The 20,236-nt window shown below is 65.2% G+C and carries 14 protein-coding genes; 3 read left to right on the top strand and 11 right to left on the bottom strand.

Going from position 1 to position 20,236, the window contains the following annotated elements; all coding sequences use genetic code 11:
• Positions 1-5 precede the first annotated feature (5 nt).
• From ARTSIC4J27_RS20935 to ARTSIC4J27_RS20885, 11 genes are all read right to left on the bottom strand, one after another.
• Positions 6-899, bottom strand: coding sequence for an ABC transporter permease (locus tag ARTSIC4J27_RS20935; RefSeq protein ID WP_050057136.1), 894 nt, complete (start codon positions 897-899; stop codon positions 6-8).
• A gap of 5 nt (positions 900-904) precedes the next feature.
• Entirely contained in the window at positions 905-1,852 is a 948-nt protein-coding gene (locus tag ARTSIC4J27_RS20930) for an ABC transporter ATP-binding protein (protein WP_050057135.1), read from the bottom strand.
• Positions 1,853-2,016: 164 nt separating this feature from the next.
• Positions 2,017-3,513, bottom strand: coding sequence for a bifunctional phosphatase PAP2/diacylglycerol kinase family protein (locus ARTSIC4J27_RS20925; RefSeq protein WP_050057134.1), 1,497 nt, complete (start codon positions 3,511-3,513; stop codon positions 2,017-2,019).
• A 57-nt stretch (positions 3,514-3,570) separates the two neighbouring features.
• Complete coding sequence (locus ARTSIC4J27_RS20920; RefSeq protein WP_050057133.1) at positions 3,571-4,767, bottom strand: MFS transporter; 1,197 nt, start codon at positions 4,765-4,767, stop codon at positions 3,571-3,573.
• Positions 4,764-5,537, bottom strand: a complete 774-nt coding sequence (locus tag ARTSIC4J27_RS20915) for a DeoR/GlpR family DNA-binding transcription regulator (protein ID WP_050057275.1) — start codon at positions 5,535-5,537, stop codon at positions 4,764-4,766. The genes ARTSIC4J27_RS20920 and ARTSIC4J27_RS20915 overlap by 4 nt, the downstream gene beginning before the upstream one ends.
• 207 nt (positions 5,538-5,744) lie before the next feature.
• Complete coding sequence (locus tag ARTSIC4J27_RS20910) at positions 5,745-7,427, bottom strand: ABC-F family ATP-binding cassette domain-containing protein (protein ID WP_050057132.1); 1,683 nt, start codon at positions 7,425-7,427, stop codon at positions 5,745-5,747.
• 93 nt (positions 7,428-7,520) lie between these two features.
• Positions 7,521-9,509, bottom strand: coding sequence for a penicillin-binding transpeptidase domain-containing protein (locus ARTSIC4J27_RS20905; RefSeq protein ID WP_050057131.1), 1,989 nt, complete (start codon positions 9,507-9,509; stop codon positions 7,521-7,523).
• A gap of 68 nt (positions 9,510-9,577) precedes the next feature.
• On the bottom strand, positions 9,578-11,026 hold the full coding sequence (locus tag ARTSIC4J27_RS20900; protein ID WP_050057130.1) for a phytoene desaturase family protein: 1,449 nt from the start codon (positions 11,024-11,026) through the stop codon (positions 9,578-9,580).
• The gene (locus tag ARTSIC4J27_RS20895; protein ID WP_050057274.1) at positions 11,019-12,476 is read right to left on the bottom strand and encodes a glycosyltransferase family 87 protein; all 1,458 of its coding nucleotides are present in this window, start codon (positions 12,474-12,476) and stop codon (positions 11,019-11,021) included. The genes ARTSIC4J27_RS20900 and ARTSIC4J27_RS20895 overlap by 8 nt, the downstream gene beginning before the upstream one ends.
• Before the next feature lie 863 nt (positions 12,477-13,339).
• Positions 13,340-13,924, bottom strand: coding sequence for a histidine phosphatase family protein (locus tag ARTSIC4J27_RS20890; protein ID WP_050057129.1), 585 nt, complete (start codon positions 13,922-13,924; stop codon positions 13,340-13,342).
• Complete coding sequence (locus ARTSIC4J27_RS20885; protein ID WP_050057128.1) at positions 13,921-15,426, bottom strand: CCA tRNA nucleotidyltransferase; 1,506 nt, start codon at positions 15,424-15,426, stop codon at positions 13,921-13,923. The genes ARTSIC4J27_RS20890 and ARTSIC4J27_RS20885 overlap by 4 nt, the downstream gene beginning before the upstream one ends.
• Positions 15,427-15,633: 207 nt before the next feature.
• Between ARTSIC4J27_RS20885 and ARTSIC4J27_RS20880 the strand changes: the two genes are divergently transcribed.
• The 3 genes from ARTSIC4J27_RS20880 to ARTSIC4J27_RS20870 all read left to right on the top strand — a co-directional run bounded on the left by ARTSIC4J27_RS20880 (position 15,634) and on the right by ARTSIC4J27_RS20870 (position 20,074).
• Positions 15,634-16,134: an NUDIX hydrolase gene (locus tag ARTSIC4J27_RS20880; RefSeq protein ID WP_050057127.1), complete on the top strand. Its 501-nt coding sequence runs from the start codon at positions 15,634-15,636 to the stop codon at positions 16,132-16,134.
• Between the two features lie 61 nt (positions 16,135-16,195).
• Complete coding sequence (gene murJ, locus ARTSIC4J27_RS20875) at positions 16,196-18,340, top strand: murein biosynthesis integral membrane protein MurJ (protein ID WP_050057126.1); 2,145 nt, start codon at positions 16,196-16,198, stop codon at positions 18,338-18,340.
• 165 nt (positions 18,341-18,505) lie between these two features.
• Positions 18,506-20,074: a discoidin domain-containing protein gene (locus ARTSIC4J27_RS20870; protein ID WP_050057125.1), complete on the top strand. Its 1,569-nt coding sequence runs from the start codon at positions 18,506-18,508 to the stop codon at positions 20,072-20,074.
• Positions 20,075-20,236: the final 162 nt, after the last annotated feature.

Genomic DNA, 20,236 nt, shown 5'->3' with positions numbered 1-20,236 from the left:
CCCGGTTATACGTCGCGCTTCTTCAGCACGATCATGGCCGGGATGAGGAACAGCAGGACGTAGCCCAGGAAGATCAGGCCGCCGTGCCAGGGGTCAATGATCCCGTCGGTGTGTCCGATCGACAGGAACCGCCCGCCCGCTTCGCTGGGAATGTACTGCGGGACGTACTTCCAGAACTCGCCGGGAATGAGGGTCATAAAGCTTGCGGCGATGGACAGGACGAAGAACAGGGCCACCAGGACGGTGATGCCGCCGGCAGAGTTGCGCAACAGCGTTCCCAGGGACAGTCCGATCAGGGCGACGCCGGCCACGTAGAGGCCACCGGTGAAGACGCTGTAGACCACGCCGTCGGTGGACCAGTCGAGGTCGAAGCCGATGCCCTGGAACACCGGCATGGCGATCAGGAAGGTGGCTGCCCCCGCAATGGTGGTGATGACGTAGGAGATAGCGGTGAGGATAATCGCCTTGGCCACGAAGGCCGGGGTGCGGCGCGGGACCGCGTTCATGGTGGAACGGATCATTCCCGTGGCGTACTCGGAGGACATAAAGAGGACCGCGAGCGAACCGAGGATCAGGATGCCGATCTGCAGCCCTGCGTTGGGCAGGTTGTACAGGTCAAAACCAGAGCCCGGGGGGAAGGATTTCTCCAGCATGTCAGGGGTCATCGTCTGACCCTGGTCCCTGGCCCGGCTGATCATCTCGTCCAGGTAGGTGTAGCGGATCAGGACTGCCAGCGCCCCCACGCCCACGATGGCAAGCAGCGTCAAAAGCAGCAGGATGCGGGTGGACAACAGGGACCACAGCTTGATCCATTCGGACCGCAGGACGCCGGAAAAGGTCACGCCGCGTGAACCTGCGGATGAGCGGGTGGCGGTACGGGTTTCAGTCATGGTGCTCATCGTCCTTACTTTCCTGCCGCTGCCGGGGCGGACACGGCCGGCCCTCCGGTCAGGTGCGAGTGGTATTCCACTTCGTCCTTGGTGAGGTCGAAGTACGCGTCTTCCAGCGATGACAGCTGCGGCGTCAGCTCGTAGAGCAGCACCCGGTTGTCCAGGGCGATCTGGGCGATCTGGCGCGAGTCCAGGCCCGTTACTTCCAGGGTTTCGGGCTCACTCTGGTCCACGGTGACGCCTTCGCCGGCCAGGAGGGCGGAGAGTTCCAGGGCGGACCCGGTGCGGACCAGCGTCTTGACTTGCCTGGTTCCGGCAATGATCTCCTTCACCGGAGCGTCGGCAATGATCCGGCCGCGGCCAATGACGATCAGGTGATCCGCGGTCTGGGCCATCTCGCTCATCAGGTGCGAGGACAGGAAGATGGTCTTGCCCTGGTTGGCGAGGTACCGGACCAGGTTCCGGACCCACAGCACACCTTCCGGGTCCAGCCCGTTGACCGGTTCGTCCAGGATAAGTGTCTGGGGGTCACCCAGCAGCGCCGCGGCGATGCCCAGCCGCTGGCCCATGCCCAGTGAGAACCCGCCGGCCTTCTTGCGCGCCACTGCTTCAAGGCCGGTCATCTCAATGACTTCCCGGACCCGGGTCTTCGGAATGCCGTGCGTGGCGGCCATGGCGAGAAGGTGGTTGTAGGCGCTGCGGCTCGTATGCACGGCCTTGGCGTCGAGGAGGGCACCCACCTCATGCAGCGGCGCCCTGTGGTGTGCGTAGGGCAGTCCGTTGACAGTGACCGAGCCCGACGTCGGCCGGTCCAGGCCCGTAATCATGCGCATGGTAGTGGATTTGCCGGCACCGTTCGGTCCCAGGAAGCCCGTAACGAGCCCTGGTTTCACGGTGAAGCTGACTCCGGCCACGGCGGTTTTCCCGCCATAAACCTTGGTCAGGCCTTTTGCCTCAATCATGGATGGTTCCTTCGGACGGCAGCATTCGCTGCGGGAGACAGTGCGTGGACGGTGGTGTATCCCCCACGCTACCGACCCGCCTGCCCGAATTCGCCGGTCTCAGGGATGATTCAGGGGTTAACCGGGGTAGTCCCCATGGATGATCGCCGCCACGGGCGGCCGGGTCACGGGTGCGGGGAGTAGTAGGTCAATGCCTGGGGCAGCACGCTGTACTCCACACTGCGCACGCCGGCCACCGCCTCACCATCCACAGCCAGTGCCATGGGTGACCCGCCTGCTTCGATCCGCACGTGCCTCGCCTCCGTCAGGTGCGTGATTCCTGAGGTGGCAACGGTGCCGGTCAGGACGGACCAGAGCAGGCGGAGCCGCGCGAAGGGCTCATCTGCGGTGATCATCCGGACATCCAGGACGCCGTCATCCATGACCGGCCGGAACAGCGGCGCGTGGTCCCGGGGGTAGTACCGGCCGCGTCCCACGTAGGCGATCCACACCTTGTGGCTCCGCCCGTCCACCATCAGCGTGGTGGGTGTGCCTGCAGCGAAAGTACGGAACATGGCAACTACTCCGGCGAGAGGCTTTCCCAGCGCCGGTTGCAGTTGTTCGCGGCGCCGGACCAGGTTGGGGTAAAGCCCGATGCTGGAGGTGTTGAGCATGGTCACGTCCACTGTTTCCGGCTTGCCTGCGAGGCCCCGCTCCACCGTGACGATGCCGACGTCGGCCAGGGCCGCTTCGCCTTTCGACGCTGCGGCAAGGGCCTCTTTGAGGCTTCCGGTTCCGGCATCCCGGGCGAAGTGGTTGAGTGTCCCGCCGGGCAGCACCAGCAGGGGAAGGGAACGCTCGACGGCAGCAGCGGCCGCTGCTCCCACGGTTCCGTCGCCGCCCCACACACCCAGGGCCCGGGTTCCCGGCTTGGCTGCGGTTTGGCTTATCGCGGCGAGGAGGTCCTCATCGGGCTCCACCGTCCTTATGTACGCCTGTGGGAATACTTGCAGGAGGGCCTCGGCTGTCTCTTCCTTGAATGACCCGCCGAGGGTGTTCACCACGATGCTCAACGCGTCCCCCTGAGGCAGTTCCGGTGCAGAAGTCCAGGTCCTGGTGGTTGAGGGAAAGGGCGGCCGCACAGGCCACCACCGGCGGGTGATCAGGGCCGCACCGGCCCCGATCGCCGAACCGAAAAGCACATCCGAGGGCCAGTGCGCCCCGGTATGGACCCGGGAGTAAGCCACTCCCAGCGCCGCCGGCGCCAGCACGGCTCCAAGCGACGGCTTGACCAGCCCGACTCCCACGGCGAAAGCCACAGCCGACGCTGAATGGCCCGACGGCATGGAAGAGCTCTTCGGCTGCGGATGAACGAACCGGAACACCGGAAGGTGTTCCGGAAGCGGGCGGGTGCGGGGCAACAACGTCTTGAAGACTCCGTTGGTGACAGCGGAAGCCACTGCCTGGGCGATGAGTCCGTGAAGGGCAGCCCGGCGGGGCCTGCCGGGGATGGTGGCGATGGCGGCCGCCACGGCAATCCAGAGTTTTCCGTGGTTGGCGGAGGCCGAAAGCCTGCGGAAGAAGTCGTCATGGTTGCCGCCAGGCAAACGGGACACATGCCGCACAAGGTATCTGTCAGTGCGGCTGATCCAGCGGTGGCTTGCATGCCATTTGCTCTGCATGCCCTCACCCTACCGTCGGCGGCAAGAAGCGGAAGCGGCTGCTCGAGGTGTTGCGGCCTACTTGGTCTTCAACGGCTTGGCAGCGCCGGCCAGCAGGAGCGCCAGGAGGATGGGCGCAAGGATTGCCAGCAGTGCGTTGTGGATTCCGGTGATGTCACCCAGGTAGCCCAGCAGGGGAGGGCCTGCCAAGAACGAGATGTATCCAAGGGTGGACACCACTGAAACCCTTGCCGCTGCATGCTGTGGATCGTCGGCAGCAGCGGACATGCCCATCGGAAAGGCCAGGGCGGCCCCGATACCCCAGAGCGCGGCGCCCACGGCCGCCAGCCACGGATTTCCGGCGAGCACAAAGAGGCACAAACCTGCGGCTGCTGCCGCCATACTGGCCCGGAGGACTGCCACCCGGCCGTACTTGTCGATGACGCGGCCGCCCAGGAAGCGCATCGCCGTCATGGCTAGGACAAAGAGGGCAAACATCAGTGCTCCGGTGGATTCGGAGGTTCCCAGGCCGTCCACGGATGCCTTGGCAATCCAGTCGTTGCCCGCGCCTTCTGTCAGCGTAGCTCCCAGCACGACGACGCCGATGAGCACCGTCCTGCTGTCACGCCAGGCGGACGGGCCTTTGACGGCCTGGGCCCCTTCCGCGGGGGCCGCGACGGGAACGTGCGGAAGGAAGTAGCGGGGTGCTGTCATGGTTACCAGCAGAACAATGCCAGCAATGACCAGCAGGTGCAGCGGCAGGTCTATCCCGAGGTTTGACAGGCCCGCGCCAATGAGGGCGCCAATAAAGGCACCGCCGCTGAAGGCGGCGTGGAACTGGGGCATGATGGTGCGCCGAAGCTTATGTTCCACGTCCGCGCCCTCGATGTTCTGCGATACATCCCACAGGCCGATGGCGATGCCGAAGAAGAACAGGGAAACGGCTGTGCCGGGGATGGAGGCGATGGACAGGGACAAAGCGATGCCCACGCCGGCGGCCGAGGCCAGCAGCCCACCCAGGCGCACTGTGTTTGCTGTTCCGAGCCTGCCCACCACCCAGCCGGCGGTGGGCAGTGCGAGCAGTGAGCCGACGGCGGTGCACAGCAGCAGGGTGCCCATCTGGCCGGAGGTGATGTCCAACGTTTGGGTGACGGCGGGGATCCTCGCCGCCCAGCTGGCAAAAACCAGTCCATTGATGCCGAAGACAACAAAGGTGGCAGCCGCGGCCGCCTTCAGTCCAGCCTGTTGTTGTGCCGTGCCGGTGTTGATGGTCATACGTTCACTACTTCCACAGAGTTGTCATCGAGTCGTCGTCGTTCGTCCTGGCTGAACTGCCTGTCCGTGACCATGATGTCCACACGGTCGAGGCCCGCCACAAGGGCCCTTGCATGTGCCTCCCATTTCGCGGCGGCTGCTGCCACCACCACACGGGAAGCTGCTTGGAGCCCGGCCCGCTTCACCGCGGCGTCCTCGAGGTCATGGGCGAGGAGTCCGTCCTTGAGGTCCACGGCGCAGGGAGTGACCACTGCCGTGTCGAAACGCAGCGAGCGGACGTTGGATTCGGCAAGCGGGCCGCGGAAACACAGTTCGCCGGGAACGAGGCTTCCGCCGGGCAACAGCAGGGCGGGACGGGTTCCGGCCGCAGCTTCCTCAGCCGCAAGCACGTTGAGCGACCGCAGCGACATCGGCATCAGGGTCAAGTCCCTCCCGGCCAGTGCCCGGGCCACCTCGGTGGCCGTGCTGCCGCTGTCCAGCCACACATGCTCCCGATCACGGAGGAGGCCGGCTACGGCGGCGGCGATGCGCTTCTTGATGTCCTGGTCCTCGAGCTCGCGCTGCCCGTAGCCGGGATTCCCGCCATGCCCTATGAGGCTCCGTGCGCCGCCGTGGACCCTGCGAAGAACACCGTTGGCGGCAAGGGCCTCAAGGTCCCGCCGGATGGTGGCTCCGGAAGCGTCGCAGGCAGCGATCAGTTCCTCCACGGAAACTTCCTGGCGCTGGCGGAGCAGTTCGGCGATGGTGCGGTGCCGATCGTCCGTCTTCATGATCAAATGATAGCAACCGCTGATCATTTGCTCATAAACTCGTCAGACGCTCTCTCACTTAACGCGGCCAAACGGCCAGCGCTCTCTCACTTAACGCGGCCAAACGGTCAACGCTCTCTCACTCAACGCACTTTAAGCACCAGCGCTCCCGCATCGGTGCAGGAGCGTCAGCGAAAACCCCACATTAAGTGAGAGAGCGTTGAAGGGTTAGCGGGCGCGTTCCACCCGCTTCTCGTCCCACACAGGCTCGTCCGATTCGTAGACTTTCCCGTCGGATCCAAACACCAGGAAGCGGTCGAAGGTCCGGGCAAACCAGCGGTCGTGCGTCACCGCCAGGACGGTGCCCTCGAAGTGGTCGATGGCCCGTTCAAGGGCCTCGGCCGAGTGCAGGTCCAGGTTGTCTGTGGGCTCGTCGAGGAGCAGCAGCGTGGCACCGGAGAGCTGCAGCAGCAGGATCTGGAACCGCGCCTGCTGCCCGCCGGAGAGGGATTCGTACTTCTGCTCCGATTGCCCGGCCAGCCCGTACCCGTCCAGTGCGCCCGCTGCCGCCTCACGCCCCAGCCCGGACCGGTGCTCATCGCCGCGGTGCAGGATTTCCAGCAGCGTTTTGCCCAGCAGGTCCGGGCGGACGTGGGTCTGGGCGAAGAAGCCCGGGCGGATGCGCGCGCCGAGTTTCACGGTGCCCTCGTGCGGCACTTCGGCGATCTCGACGTCGGACACGGGCAGGTGCTCCCGCTCCGGGTCTGTGCCGCCGGTGGCCAGCAGCCGGAGGAAGTGGGATTTTCCCGAGCCGTTGGACCCGAGGACGCCTACGCGATCCCCGAACCATACCTCGGTGGAGAACGGCTTCATCAGGCCGGTCAGTTCCAGCTTTTCGGCAACGATGGCGCGCTTGGCGGTGCGTCCTCCCTTGAGCCGCATCTGCACGTTCTGCTCAATGGGCAGCGCCTCGGGCGGCCCGATCTCCAGGAATTTTGCCAGCCGGGTCTGGGCCGCGTGGTACCGGTTGGCCATGTCCGAGCGGAACGCCGCCTTGTTTTTGTACATGTTGACGAGTTCCTTGAGCTTGACGTGCTCCTCGTCCCACCGCTTGCGCAGTTCCTCAAAGCGGGCATTCCGGTCGGCCCGTGCCTCCACGTAGGAGCCAAAGCCCCCGCCATGGATCCAGGCTCCGGCCCCGTTGATCCCCGGCTCGAGGGTGACGATGCGTCCCGCGGCGTTGTTCAGGAGCTCACGGTCGTGGCTGATGAAGAAAACCGTCTTCTTCGACTCGTTGAGCTTTTCCTCAAGCCAGCGCTTGCCGGGCACGTCCAGGTAGTTGTCCGGCTCGTCGAGCAACAGCAGGTCGTCAGGCCCTGCAAAGAGCGCCTCAAGGACCAGCCGCTTCTGCTCACCGCCTGAGAGGCTCGAGGCCGGGCGGTGCTGCGCGCGGTCAAAGGGCAGTCCCAGCGCGGCCATGCATACCTCGTCCCAGACGGTTTCGACGTCATAGCCGCCGGCGTCCCCCCAGTCCACGATGGCCTGGGCGTAGCGCATCTGGCTGGGCTCGTCGTCGTGCTCCACCATTGCCAGCTCCGCGTCGTCAACCTCGCGTGCAGCAGCGGCAAGGGCAGGCGGTGCGGCGGAGACCAGCAGGTCACGGACTGTCGAATCATCGCGGACCTGGCCCACGAACTGGCGCATGATGCCCATGTTCCCGGACCGGCCGATGACGCCTTCGTCCGGTACCAGATCTCCGGCAATGATCCGGAACAGCGTGGTCTTGCCGGTACCGTTGGGGCCGATCAGAGCCGTTTTGGTGCCGTCCGGGACCTTGAAGGTCACCCCGTTGAGCAGCTGCGTGCCGTCGGAGAGGAAGTAATCAATGCCGGAAACGTCAATATGGGCCACACGTTCCATCTTCCCACGAGCGCACCACCTGAGTTTTTGTCCAGCTATGCCGACTTAACCGGCCTTTAAGCCTGCATACCTGGACAAAAACTCCTAGCCGGCGGCGGTAAGGAACTTCTGCAGCAGCGGGCCGGAGGTTGTTGCGCCGAGGCCGCCGTCCTCCACAAACACAGCCACCGCAAGGTCGCCGTGTACGGCAACAATCCAGGCATGGGTCTTGGGCGGATTCTCGTTGCCGAACTCCGCCGTGCCGGTCTTGGCCCCCACGGGTGCGCCAGGAACGCTGGAGAGGAAACCCGCATGCCCGGACGTGACCACTGCGCGCATCATGTCTGCCAGCTTCGCCGCTTCCTCACCGGTGATGGGATTCCCGGAAGCCTGGGACGGCGCTTCAGCACTGGCTGCCCCCGACGGCTGTGCCGGCGGTACAGAGGACCCGCTGGTGGTTCCCTCGGCGGCAGCACCTGCGTCGGGATTCAGGACGAGTTGCGGGGCAACCGGAGCACCCTTGGCAACTGAGCCGGCCATCATGGCAGCGGCCAAAGGTGAGAGCAGCACCTTGCCCTGGCCAATCATGGAGGCGGCGTGTTCGGTGCCGGCGGCCTCGCCGGGGACGGACCCCAGGAAGGCATCGGCGCCGAGGGTGGGCGCTTCAACGGCAATACCCATCGCCAGGGCTGCTGCTTCTAGCTGGTCCTGGGAGACCTTCTCCCGTGCCGCAATGAAGGCCGTGTTGCAGGAGTGCGCGAAGGCATCGCGCAGCGTCACCGAACCCAGGGAGCTCTCCGGATACCCTTCGGCGTTTTTGAAGGTCCGCCCTTCCACGTTCAAGGTGGGTGTGCACTCAACCTTTGAATCCGGGGTCAGGCCGTTCCGGAACATCGCCAGCGAGTCCACCATTTTGAAGATGGAACCCGGTGCGTACTGGCCCAGCATGGCGGTGTTGTAGCCGTTGCTGCCGGGCCCCGACGCAGCCGCCAGGACGGCGCCGGTGGATGGCTGCAGCGCCACTATGGCGGAAGCCGGTTCCACGCCTTCAAGGGTGGTCTCGGCCAGCGATTGCAGCGTGGGATCCAGGGTGGTCTTCAGCGGTGTTCCCGGGGTGGGTTTCACTTCAAACAGCACCCGGCGCGGGTCCGTGGCGGCGGACTGTATCTGTTCCCGTGTCAGGTCCGCCCGCTGGGCACGGATCACGACGGCGTCCGTTCCCCTGAGCTGTTCGTCGTACTGTTGCTGCAGCCCGCCAATGCCGGTGACGTCGCCCGCGGTCAGCTCGCCTTTTGATGCCTCGATCTGCTCCGCCGTGGCCTCACCGACAGTGCCGAGGACGGCCCGGGCAAAGGTGCGGCTGGGAGCCAGCGGCATGCTCGCGGGAATGGCGCGCGCTCCGGGAATGGCGGCAATCTGCTCATTGGTGATGGTTCGGCCTTCGTCGCGCAGCGTTATCGCGGACACAAAAGCCTCGGCACCGGAGGCCTGCACCTGCTGGGTGTACGCGGCGGGATCCACACCCACGAGGGCGGCCAGCTTGCCGGCGGAATCAGCAGGATCTGCAGTGCCCAGCTGCGGCTTGTCGATGCCGACATTCACTACGGGACGGTACGTCACCAGGGGCACGTCGCCGGCACCCAGGATGTCGGCACGCTGGGGTGACTGTGACCCCTTGGTCAGGATCTCGCTGTCCGCCAGGCCCGGGGCCAGGGCCGCAGGGTCCCAGACGGTGAGCCATTTGTCCCCGGACTTCTTGAATTTCGCGGACAGGGTGTACTTCCATTCGGCACCGCCGAAGTTCCAGGTGTAGTTCAGCGGTGCTGAGGCGTTGTCGCCATCAAGCGTCAGTTCGCCGGCCTCAACAGCAGGCTTCGAGGAGTCAAGGGCGGCGAAAACGCTCTTCAGCTGATCATTCGCGGCTGCCGAATCCTTGCCGTCGAAGGCGACCGATCCCACGTCCAGCCCGGAGACGGCGGTGGCGAGCTGTTTGGCGGCGGCTTCGGCGCCGCTCCTGCCGTCATCGCACGCCACCAGCGATGTTCCAAGAATGACGGCAGCGATGCCCAAAGACAGTTTTGTAGATATCCCCATCGCGCCATTATCTCCCGGTTTCTGCGGTCAGCCCGCCACCGCCCGGGCGGCGGAGGAGGCAGCATGGATCATGCCGCGTCGAACCCCAATGACGGGACCGGCGCACCAAATATGTCCTGAAGGGCATACCTTGCGGCATGGAAGCCCGGCATGCCCGTAACGCCGGGGCCCGGAGGGGTGGAAGAGGAACAAAGGTAGACGCCGCGCAACGGTGTCCGCCAGGGCACGTGGGACACAACGGGCCGCTGGACAAGGTTTAACAGGTCCATGGTCCCGGCACTGAAGTCCCCGCCCACGTAGTTCCGGTTGTACTTCGCCAGTCCTGCCGCGGTGATGGCTTTGGATTCCACCACCAGGTCCCGGAAGCCGGGGGCAAACCGTTCGATCTGGGCTGTCACTGCTTCCGTCATGTCCCTCGTTGATCCGGCGGGGACGTGGCAGTAAGCCCAGAGAGTGTGGTGGCCGGCCGGGGCGCGGCTGGCGTCAAAGCGGGACTGCTGGGCCACCAGCACGTAGGGCCGATCCGGGTGCTTGCCGGCGCTGACCTCGTTCTCGGAGCGCGCAACTTCTGCCCTGGTGCCGCCCAGGTGGACCGTACCGGCGTTGGCCAGTTCCGGCGCCGTCCACGGCACGGGTCCCGAAAGGATGAAGTCCACTTTGCATGAGCCGTTCCCGTACCTGAAGGACTCCAGAGCCCCCCGGTAGCTCGTGGGAAGGGCATGGCCGGCCATGTTCAGCAGCCCTTGCGGGGCCACGTTCAACAAAGTTGCACGTGCAGGGGGAAGATCCTCAAGCCGGTCAATCGGAGTATGGGTGTGGATGACGCCGCCGTGATTGATGAGGTCCTGGGCCATGGCCGCAGCGATGGACGCTGAGCCGCCTTCCGGAATAGGCCATCCGCCCGCGTGTCCCAGTGCCCCCAGCATTAACCCGCCGCCGGAAGCTGCGAGGGACGGCTGGTGGGAGATGGCATGGGCGGCCACACCGGACAGCAAAGCGGGTGCCAGTTCTTCCTTGAACCGGGCGTTCCATAATCCTGACCCCTGTTCCAGGGTCCGCAGCCCGAAGATGCCCGCCGCCAGCGGGTTTCGGGGGAGGCGCAGAAGCTGGTTCTGCGTAAAGTCCATAACGTCGTCGATCCGCTGGACCAGGGGCGCCATCAACCGCCGGTACGCCCCGCCGTCGCGTCCCAGTCCCTCAGCCGTCCTGTCCAGGGACCGGTAGGCGAGGGCGGCGCGTCCGCCGTCCAGGGGCGAGCCGTAGGACAGCTCGGGAGTGATGAGGTTGACCCGGCGGAAAAGTTCGAAGGCCTTGAAGAACGGGGACGCGACTGCCATTGGATGCACCGCCGAGCAGACATCGTGGAAGTGCCCGGACTGCATCAGTTCGCTGGTCCGGGCGCCTCCGCCGATCGTTGCACCGGCCTCGAAGAGTTCCACTGACAGGCCGGCACGGGCCATCACGACGGCGGCGGCCAGTCCGTTGGGCCCGGCGCCCACCACCACAACGTCAGGCATTGGATCTTTCCTTCCACGGGAGGAGGGAACCGGCAGGGCTTAGCCGGAACCAGTCAGGCGCACCGGCGAAGGGGCCGCCCTGCGGATCGTCCAGGTGGTGCCGCCGGATGGGATCATAGTCCGGCTTATAGATGTCCCAGGTCACGCGCAGCATCAGGTAGCCCACCGCCGCCATGTGCGCAGCCACGGCAAGGACGTAGTAGGGCATATCCAGGTTGTGCTGGGAGGAACCTGCGCTGGTCACCTGTCCAAGGTACATCCACACGGCTGCCCAATGCAGGCCTTCGATCCCTTGCCAGATCAGGAACTCGCGCCAGCGCGGCCGGGCCAGCGCAAGCAGGGGGATCAGCCACACCACATACTGCGGTGAATAAACCTTCCCGGTCAGGATGAACGCCGCCACGATCAGGAAGGCAAGCTGGGCCAGGCGGGGCCGCCGCGGAGAGGCCAGGGCGACTGCGGCAATGGCAGCGCAGGACAGCAGAAAAAGGCCGGGGGATAAGAGGTCGACGGCGGCCGGGCTGATCTGGGACCACCGCAGCCGGTCTGCAACCAGGTTGTAGGCAAACCAGGGCGAGCTGTAGCCGGCATCGCGGTCGGCGCTGAACTGGAAAAAGTAGAGCCAGCCGGCGGGGTTGGCGGCGGCGAAGGGGAGATTGGCGGCCAGCCAGGCACCGGCGGCCGCCCCCACCGTGACAACAAACGGACGGAGCCGTCCGGTGCGGAGGGCAAGGAGCAGGATGGCGCCCAGCACCAGGAGCGGGTAGAACTTCGTGGCCGCGCCCAGTCCAATAAAGACGCCGGCAAGCACCAGCCGTTGCCGCGAGAAGAAGTACATCCCCACAGCGAGCAGGGCCACGGCCCACATGTCCCAGTTGATGGTGCCGGCCAGCACGATGCCGGGGGCCAGGGCCACCATGGCGGCATCCCAGGGCCGCCTGCTGGTCATCCGGGCGGTGGCCAGGACCGCCACCACGGTGACAGCGGCCACCAGCGTGACGTTGATGTCAAAGTAGCCGAGCACCCGCGCATCCGATATCCCGCTCCCGGGGACCAGCCAGGCCGTTACCCCGGCGATCAGGGCGGTCAGGGCAGGGTACTCAAACTCGCTTCCGGCACCAAGGATCGGAAATGTTCCTTCTGCCAGCCCCCGGTTCCGGAACAGCTCGGGAAAGTCCGAATAGCAGGTGGCATAGAACTGCGTGGGGGATTCCCAGCCATTAACCCGGCAGTACCCTTTGACCAGGATTCCGGCGAGGGCAGCCAGGACCGTCAGGATGATCAGGACGCGTTCAACGGTAAAGATCCCGGGCGGGACGATGCCCGGTGCGGAGCGGGTTCCAAGGGGGCCGCCGATGACTTCAGTGAAGTTGCGCAGGAGACTGTCACTGCGGCTGGGGACTACCAGCCGGGACCGCCCTCGATGCTCCGGCGGCTGGTTCTCCTGCATGCCCTCGAGCTTACCGAAGCCTCCGGCGTTATCCAGGGCACGGCAAGGGGCCCACGCACCGCCGCGTGGGCCCTCTGCCGCATAGACGTGCTTCATTCGGTCCTCCCGGGCCCCGGCCAAAAGAGTCAGCGGAGGCCGCTCATTTGCTGGTGCATCAGGACGAATACGTCTTCCCTCCGCTTCTCCAGCAGGGGACTGTTGAACTGCCGCCGACTGGTGCGCCTTCTTTGTTGGGGACGGAGGAACTGTTGAAGTTTCTTGATCATGGTGGTCACCTCCTTTCGAATTGATAGGCCCGCAAAATGGGCGCGACAATTAAGCCCTCATAGCACCGAATGGAGTGCTGATTTGGGCGCAGCAGAATGCATTGAAATAGGGCAATTTGAATTAGGCGCCACTGTTTATGAGCGCGGGAATACCACTAAATGAGCACCGGCCTGAAGCTGCAAAATAGGCAGTCAGTGGGGGCTAAAAGAGGGCAGGTTATCCCGTGATGAAGTGGTGCCCACAGGGTCACGAGGTGCATTCAAGGGGAAGACATCCGCGCGGGCGACAGCCGCAGCACCGCCGCCGGCGTCAGGGCCGGCAGGAGAGGCAGGGGCTAGGAGCCGACACGGCCCCGAAATCGGCGTGCAAAAGCATCAGAGGCCGGGGCCGCGGTGATGGCAGTCTTCCATCCGCTAGTCAAAGTAATCATTTTCCCAACCTCCTTTTCTGCTCTGCCGTTGTTCAAGCTGACTGCTCAAGCAACGTGCGCCGCGACCCCGGCGAGAGGCTCTGGGGTCAGGAATAAAGCTACACCACGGTTATAGCCCGTGGCTACCTAATTCCTAGTTCTTTTCAAAAAATTGGGAAATTACTTCCTAAAGGCCCCAGCGGACAATTGCCGGCGTCCTTTTATCCCAGCCCAGGGTGCACACTTTCGCAGTGCCGAGAATAAAGTGCCGCCCTTCGGCGGGCGGGAGTTCAAGCCAGCGGGCCGTCAGGATCCGGGAGAAGTGCCCGTGGGCCACAATCAGCACGTTATCCATTCCGGATTCGAGCACGCGGCCGATGATTTTGTCCGCCCTCGCCGCCACCTCGTCGAGCGTCTCACCGTTGGGCACGCCGTGGGTCCAGATGAGGTAGTCCGGGTTGTCTTTGCGGATGAGGTCCGAGCTGATGCCTTCGTAGTCACCGTAGTTCCATTCCACGGCAAGCGGTTCGTGCTGTGCATCCGGGAAACCTGCGAGTTCGGCGGTGCGCCGGGCGCGCCGCAGCGGCGATGTCAGCACCAGGTCGAAATCGACGGGGTCCAGAACCTTCCGGGCCTCCACCGCCTGCTGTTCCCCTTCCACAGTGAGCGGCAGGTCAGTGAGTCCGGTGTACTGCCCGCTCTTGGACCACTCGGTCTCGCCGTGGCGCAGGATCCAGAGCTGGGGGCGGGGGGCTAGGGCAGGATTGGTCACTTGGACTCCTTAGGGGAAGGGTCGACGGCGGCAGGAGAGGTTCCAGTCCCGGCTGCGGCAGGTGCTGCTTCAGGCTGTTCGGCCCACCAGCGAAGGAGCCTGGCCTCCGCTTCCTCTACGGGCAGTGGTCCGTGTTCCATCCGCTCGTTGAGCAGGAATTTGTAAGCCCGGCCCACCACCGGCCCCGGTTTCAGGTGAAGCAGCTCCATGATGCGGGCTCCGTCGAGATCGGGGCGCACTGCATCCAGCGATTCCTGTTCCCGCAGTGCGGCGATCCGGGCTTCAAGGTCGTCGTAGGCGAAGGCCAGGCGCTCGGCCTTCCGCTGGTTCCGGGTGGTGACATCGGAGCGGGTCAGCCGGTGCAGCCGTTCCAGCAGCGGCCCGGCGTCGGTGACGTAGCGGCGCACTGCCGAGTCGCTCCAGCCGGCATCCCCGTAGCCGTAGAAGCGCATGTGGAGTTCCACCAGGCGTGCCACCGCCTTGATGGAGTCGTTGTCGAACCGCAGCGTCTTCATCCTCTTCGTGGTGAGCTTGGCACCCACCATGTCGTGATGGCGGAAGCTCACCGCGCCGCCCGGTTCGAAGCGCCGCGTAGCCGGCTTGCCGACGTCGTGCATCAATGCTGCGAAACGCAGCACAAAGTCCGGCCCGGGCACGGGGCCCTCTGCGTCCGTTTCCAGCTCCGCCGCCTGCTCCAGCACCTGCAGCGAATGCTGGTAGACGTCCTTGTGCCGGTGGTGTTCATCGGATTCGAGCCGGAGGGCGGACACCTCAGGCAGCACAAACTCCGCCAGCCCCGTTTCCACCAGAAGGTCAACGCCCGCCCGGGGCCGCGACCCGCAGATCAGCTTGACCAGTTCGTCCCGGACCCGCTCGGCGGAAATGATGGTGATCCGTTCGGCCATCTGCGTCATGGCCTGCCGCACGTCGTCGTGGACCGAGACGCCCAGCTGCGCGGCAAACCGGGCCGCGCGCATCATCCGCAGCGGGTCGTCGGAGAAGGACGCCTCAGGCGCCCCCGGCGTCGCGAGGACGGAGGCATGCAGGTGCTTCACGCCGCCGAACGGGTCCACCAGTTCCAGGGAAGGCAGTTTGAGGGCCATGGCGTTGATGGTGAAGTCCCGCCGGAGCAGGTCGTCGGTCAAGGACGAGCCAAAGGCCACCACGGGTTTACGCGACTCAGGATCGTATGCCTCGGCCCGGTAGGTGGTGATCTCGATCTGGAATCCGGCCTTGAGCATGCCAATGGTGCCGAAGGCGCGCCCGATCTCCCAGTAGTTGTCCGCCCACCTCTTAATCAGGGCCACCGTCTGGTCCGGCGTGGCGTCCGTGGTGAAATCCAGGTCGGGCGAGGTCCGGCCCAGGAAAAGGTCACGCACCGGCCCACCCACCAGGGACAGTTCATGGCCGGCGTCCACAAAGCGCTGGCCGAGCTCCAGGACCACCGGGTCCACCTGGAAATCGACGGTGTGGGATTCAGTCTTGTGATGTGCGTGCGCCATAGTTACTTAAGCTTGTCAGAAACCAGCAGCGGCGCAGGCCAAAATTCTGTCAAGATCCTGCTGATTCCGTCCGCGCCCGGCAAAGTGCGTCATATGCCGTCCATGTTGATGTCATGTTCCGGTCATCACGGACGGGCAACAGTCGTTAGAGTGGACTCCATGGCCCATCCAGTACCGAGCGCTCCAGGCAGGAGGACAAACGCACCGTTGCCGTCGGCAATCGGTGCGCACGTTGCGCCTGCCCAGCATTCGGCACCGGCCTCGCTGCCTACGGTGGAGGAAGTCTCCGCCGGCGGCGTCGTTGTGGACACGTCCGACGCCGAACTGAGGGTGGCCATCATCGCCCGCCTTAATCGCGGCGGACGTTTGGAATGGTGCCTGCCCAAGGGGCATCCGGAGGGCAAGGAAAACAACGAGCAGGCCGCTGTCCGTGAGATTGCCGAGGAAACCGGCATCGAAGGAGACATCCTCGCGCCGCTGGGAAGCATCGACTACTGGTTTACCGTAAGCGGCCACCGCGTCCATAAAACCGTTCATCACTACCTCCTGCGTGCCACCGGCGGCGAGCTCACCATCGAGAACGATCCGGACCAGGAAGCGGTGGATGTGGCCTGGGTTCCCATCCAGGAACTTGCGCGCAAACTGTCCTTCCCCAACGAGCGCCGCATTGCCGACCTCGCCCGGGAAGTCCTCCCCGAACACCTATAGGGCCGCACCGCCGGCACCCGCGGTGCGGTAATCGGCTCCGGCGGGTGAGACGATGAACTCGATGTCAGCTTCCAATTTTCCTTCCGACAGGTCCAGCCGGCCCGATGACGCGGCGCCCGACGGCGTCCCCCCGGAGCCGGCGGCACCGGACGTCGCCCAACCGGCCGCTGCAGGTGCAAGCGAAACCCGCTCCAGCGCCATCATGGCCGCAGGGACTCTGGTGTCGCGTTTCCTGGGCTTCGGCAAGACCTGGATGCTCGGCACGGCCCTGGGTCTCGGATCCACGGTCAACGACACCTTCATCAACGCCAACAACCTGCCCAACCTGATCTTCCTTCTAGTGGCTGGCGGCGTGTTCAACGCCGTCCTGGTGCCGCAGATCATCAAGGCGAGCAAGGCTCCGGACAGGGGAGCGGATTACATCAGCCGGCTGCTGACGCTGGCTGTCCTGCTCCTGCTGGGGCTCACAGCCCTGGTGACGCTGGCTGCGCCCTGGGTCATTGAGCTCACCACGCAGGGGTATTCACCGCAGCAGAAGGCACTGGCAGTAACGTTCGCCTTCTGGTGCCTGCCGCAGATCTTTTTCTACGGCCTCTACGCCCTCCTCACCCAGGTCCTGAACGCCAACGGCGCATTCGGGCCTGCGATGTGGGCACCCATCCTTAACAACGTGGTGGCGATCGCCGGGCTGGGCATGTTCATCTGGATTTTCGGCACCAACGAGTTCAGCCCGCATACCCTGGACAACTGGGGAGACACCCAAACGCTCTTTGTGGCCGGCTTCTCCACCATCGGAGTGGTGTCGCAGACAGCCATCCTGATGATTCCCGTGATCCGGTTGAAGCTGGGACTCCGGCCGCGGTTCGGCTGGCGCGGCGTGGGACTGGGCCAGGCAGCGAAGCTGAGCGTCTGGACGCTGCTGACGGCCGCCGTCGGGCAGCTTGCCTTCCTGTACGTCATGCGTATCGCCACCATTCCCGGCGCAGAGCGGCTCCGGCTGCAGCAGGCGGGTGACCCCGCAGCAAGCATGCTGCCGGGCAACGCGGTGCTGGAGGTGGCCAGCCAGCTGTACCTGCTGCCGCACTCCATCATTGCCCTGTCCCTGGCCACGGTCCTGTTCAACCGGATGACACGGGCGTCCCAGGAGGGCAACCGGGCCGAACTGCGGGACGCTCTCTCGCACGGCCTGCGGACCATGGCCGTCGCAACGGTTTTCGGGGCCCTGGCGCTCTTCGCCCTCGCGGGCCCGCTCGGAATGTTCTTCTCCGGCGGCATCCGCCAGGACGGCGTGATGCTGGCCCAGACGCTGACCATCCTCGCCCTCAGCACCCCGTTCATGAGCGCCAACTTCATGATGTCCCGCGTCTTCTACGCCAACGAGGACGCCCGCACGCCGTTCTACATCCAGCTGCTGCTCGCCGTTGTTTACGTGGCCGGGGCGTTTGCCATCCAGTTCCTGCCCGTCAACCAGATCATCTACGCCATCGCGGTCCTCTACATGGTGGGCAACATCCTCTCGGTGGTCATCAGCGCGTACTTCCTGCGCCGGCTCCTGGGCCACCTGGACGGGGCAAGGATCGCCAACTCCTACATCCGGATGGGCTACGCCGCGCTGGGTTCCGCCATTGCAGGTGCAGGCGCGCTCTGGCTCATGGGCAGCTACAGCCCGGTAGGTTTCGCCTGGCATGACCGGATCACAGCGCTGATCACGGTGATCGTGGTGGGCCCGGTCATGCTGGTGGCCTACTTCTTCCTGCTCAAGTTGTTCCGGGTATCAGAACTGCGGGACCTCCTCGGGCCCCTGATGGGACGGCTGGGGCGCGGGGGATCTGCCCCGCCTTCCGCGGACGGCGGGGAACCGCCGTCGGGCTCTTCACCAGATGCGCCCTCCGGCGACCGTCGCCCCGCTGCGCCGGAGCGCGCCACCACCTCGGTGGACACCGGCCTCATTCCGCGTATTTCCGGCGAGTTCGACGCCGTGTCCTTCCGTGCAGGCCCCGCTCCGCAGCGGGAGGCGTCCCCGCAGCCACCCGCCGATGCCGGCACCGGGACGTCCGACGGCGGTTACCTCCCCAGCGAGGACCATCCCAGTACCGCACGGGGCGGCTTGCTGCGTGAGCAGATCCCGTTGCCCGGCCGGCGCACCTTCCAGGGCAAGGCCGGCGAGAACCCGCATTTCAAGCCGCGGCGGCCACGGAAAAAGTGATAGTGCGGCGGTTTCCCGCTGCCTTGGTCCACGGTCCGTTGGGCTGGATCGGCTAGGATCGAAAGGGAACAGGGGTAGTTACATTCAAGGGTCAGCCTGGTGCTGGCCCCTGGACGGTGGTTGCGTCACCCGAGCCGGCGAAACCGGACAGTCTAGGAGGAACACGTGTCCAACCCGATCGATGTCGGATCAGTACTGGGCGGCCGTTACAAGGTCACAGCCACCGTATTGGCCTCGCACGACCACGATCTGGTGCTGGATGGTGTGGACCAGGTGCTTAACCGTCCGGTCAGCATCCTGGTTGCCGGCCCCGAGAACACTGAGCAGGTTGCCCAGAGCGCCCGCGAGGTTGCCACAGGGGAGCGTCCCGGGAACGTCCAGGTGCTGGACCTCGGCGTCACCGCCGCCGCCACGTACCTCATCACCAACCACACATCCGCCGCAGACCTGTTGGATCTCGTGGTGGCGTCCAACCCCCCGTACGTGGAGCCGTTCTTCACGGACACTTTGGGCAGCGAAATTTTTGGGCAGCCCCGTTCCCATGAACCCGAGCCCTACGACGATGACGAAGAAAACGTCGACGCCGGTTACATCAAGTACTCGGACACCCACCCCAGCCAGGTTGATCCTTACCGTACGGCGCCCGTAGTACCGCCCAAGCCGCCGGCACGTCCCACGGCGGCGCCCGGCGTCGGACGCAAGCCTTCCGGCTCCTCTGCACTGGGTGGGGCTGCCGGGGGTGCGGCTGCCGGTGCCGCTGCCGCGAGTGGGTTGGGGCGCCCTGGCGGTCCGTCCGCGCAGTCCGACGAGCCGGCCACTGCCAGTTTCGCCTCCAGCCCTGCCACCCAGGAAGAAGCGCCCGAAACCGGGAAGCCGAAGGTCTCCCTGTGGTCCGAGGACGACTACACCACTACCGGTGACCAGGACCTGTACGAGGACGTGCCGGTGGAAGAAGAACCGCGGCCGGTCAAGAAGAAGTCTCCGGTCTTGGCACGGCAAGCGGCTCCCGCGGCTGCTTCCGGCGCCGGAGCCTCCTACGCCGGTCGGGACGACTATGATGACGACGACCAGGACGCCCCGGAACGTGAACCCCGTTCCATGCGCTGGCTGGTGGGCGGGCTCCTGGCCGTGGTCCTCATCGCAGGTCTTGTTTTCGCCGTAACGAACCTTGGCAGCCTGTTTTCTTCGCAGCCCCAGGCCAACCCGACTGCTGCGAGTACAAACAACAGCGCGCCCGAAGGATCTTCCGCCCCTACCCAGGCACCGACCTCCGCGCCGCCTGCCGTCCCGCCCGCCATCGAATCGGTAAGCCGGCAGGGCAACTTCGACTTCGCCGCCACGTTCGACGGAGACCTGGTGAAGGCTTATGACGGCAACGCTGCCAGCTACTGGTCGGACATGGAATTTGCCACCGAAAACTGGGGCGGGCTCGCACTTCAAGGTGTGCCGCTCGTGGTCAAGCTGAAGAGCCCCGCCACTGTCTCTTCCATCACGCTTTCGCAGCTCGGCGGCTCCGGCGGAAACATCACCGTCTACACCAACGACCGTCCGTCAATCGATGGGGCCAAGGCTGTTGGAACGAACAGCTTCACCTCCACGGACCTGAATATCCCGCTGGCGGAGCCCGTGCAGGCGCAGTATGTGATCGTTTCGATCAATTCGCTGCCCCGGCTGGCCGCTCCCAAGACGCGTTATGGATATGGTCTCCGACTTGCCGAAATCAAGGTCCAGTAAGGCCTGACCGAACGTCAGGGCCGCTCTCGAGCCAGCCGGGTTGAAGCGCCGCCGTCCGCACCCGCGGACGGCGGCACTTTCGTTTGGCTTGGGGACGGTAATCTTGAAAGAGCGCCTGACGGAGCTGGCTTAGTGCTGCCTGCCGGCATTCCTCCGTGACTG

It is taken from the genome of Pseudarthrobacter siccitolerans (assembly GCF_001046895.1).
In the GTDB taxonomy this organism is placed as follows: Bacteria; Actinomycetota; Actinomycetes; order Actinomycetales; family Micrococcaceae; genus Arthrobacter; species Arthrobacter siccitolerans.
Note: the sequence above shows the minus strand (reverse complement) of the source record. Positions and strands in the feature narration are given on the sequence as shown.